The organism is Pseudoalteromonas sp. S2755, assembly GCF_005886535.1.
In the GTDB taxonomy this organism is placed as follows: domain Bacteria; phylum Pseudomonadota; class Gammaproteobacteria; order Enterobacterales; family Alteromonadaceae; genus Pseudoalteromonas.
In genome coordinates this window covers 1-1,330 of record NZ_PNDS01000255.1, presented here as the reverse complement: position 1 = coordinate 1,330, position 1,330 = coordinate 1, and the positions used below count along the sequence as shown (strand labels likewise).

1 protein-coding gene is annotated in these 1,330 nt (G+C 44.8%); it reads left to right on the top strand.

Annotated features, from left to right (window positions below; translation table 11 throughout):
* Nucleotides 1-254: 254 nt before the first annotated feature.
* On the top strand, nucleotides 255-1,330 hold a 1,076-nt coding region (locus CWC03_RS23130), incomplete at its 3' end, for a glycoside hydrolase family 3 N-terminal domain-containing protein (protein WP_283234913.1).

Sequence of the window (1,330 nt, the reverse complement as noted above, 5' to 3'; positions counted from 1 at the left end):
GTAATTTGACTTTGCAGTAGCACAATGTCTTTATCGCATGACTTACATAGAATGACTATGCTACGCTGGCTCTGCCTTGTATAAATACCAATCAAACTGCTGCAAAAACAAACTTGAAAGAGCAACAGGCCCTAATAGAAAGCATTTTGTAGTCGCTTCTAAATCAATGTTAAAGTGTAGGCAATTTTATTCAGCGTTTATTATTGATTGTGCGATTATTATCTCTGCTCACTACTTTAGGAACTATCACATTCATGAGTTTCATCACTTCAGCTCACGCAACAGCAGCACAAGTGCCACTGACCACTTCGCAAATGCTTGGACAAAAGCTTATGCTCGATTTCCGCTATTACTGCGGTGAAAGCAAAAAGCCAAGTGGAGGTTGTAGAGCAGCGATGACAACTTTACCGCCTGAGCTGTCCGAATTAATTAGTAAATACGACATCGGCGGCGCCATTTTGTTCGCCGAAAATGTGCAAAACACCGCGCAAATCGTCAGTCTAACCAATGCTTTGCAAAGTGCGGCACAACAAAGTAAAAGTCAACTTCCTTTATTTATTGCCATCGATCAAGAAGGTGGCCGAGTTGCGCGAATAAATCGTGAACAAGCAACGTCGTTTACCGGCAATATGAGTATTGGAGCAACCTATCCAAAACAGGGTGATACTTACGCAACCAAAGTGGCAAGCGCAATTGGAAAGGAGCTAAATAGCTTAGGGATCAACGTAAACTTCGCCCCAACGGTAGATGTGAACAGCAACCCGAACAATCCGGTGATCAATGTGCGTTCATTCTCGGAAAATCCAACTGTGGTCGCCAAATTAGGTCTTGCTCAGGTAAAAGCATTTGAGGCCGCAGGTGTTCTCTCTGCGCTAAAGCATTTTCCTGGCCACGGTGATACACATGTTGATAGCCACACGGGACTACCTCGTGTTGATCACGACCGCGACAAAATTAACCAGCAAGATTTATTGCCCTTTGCCGAAATAATCAAAGCATCACCTCCTGGCATGATAATGACCGCCCATATTCAATATCCGGCGCTCGACAACAGTAAAGTTGTTAACTCTCAAGGTGAGAGCATGATAAGACCTGCGACTATGTCTTATCAGATCATGACACAACTACTGAGACACGAGTTGGGATACCAAGGCGTGACCGTCACCGATGCGCTAGATATGGCTGGGATCAGCGACTTTTTTAATCCAGTCGATGCAACCATTGAAACGTTTAACGCTGGCGTGGATATCGCGCTAATGCCTATTGCTATTCGCAATCGTGCGGACATCAAACGCTTTGAGCAGTATATGGCTGAGCTAACCGCAGCGCT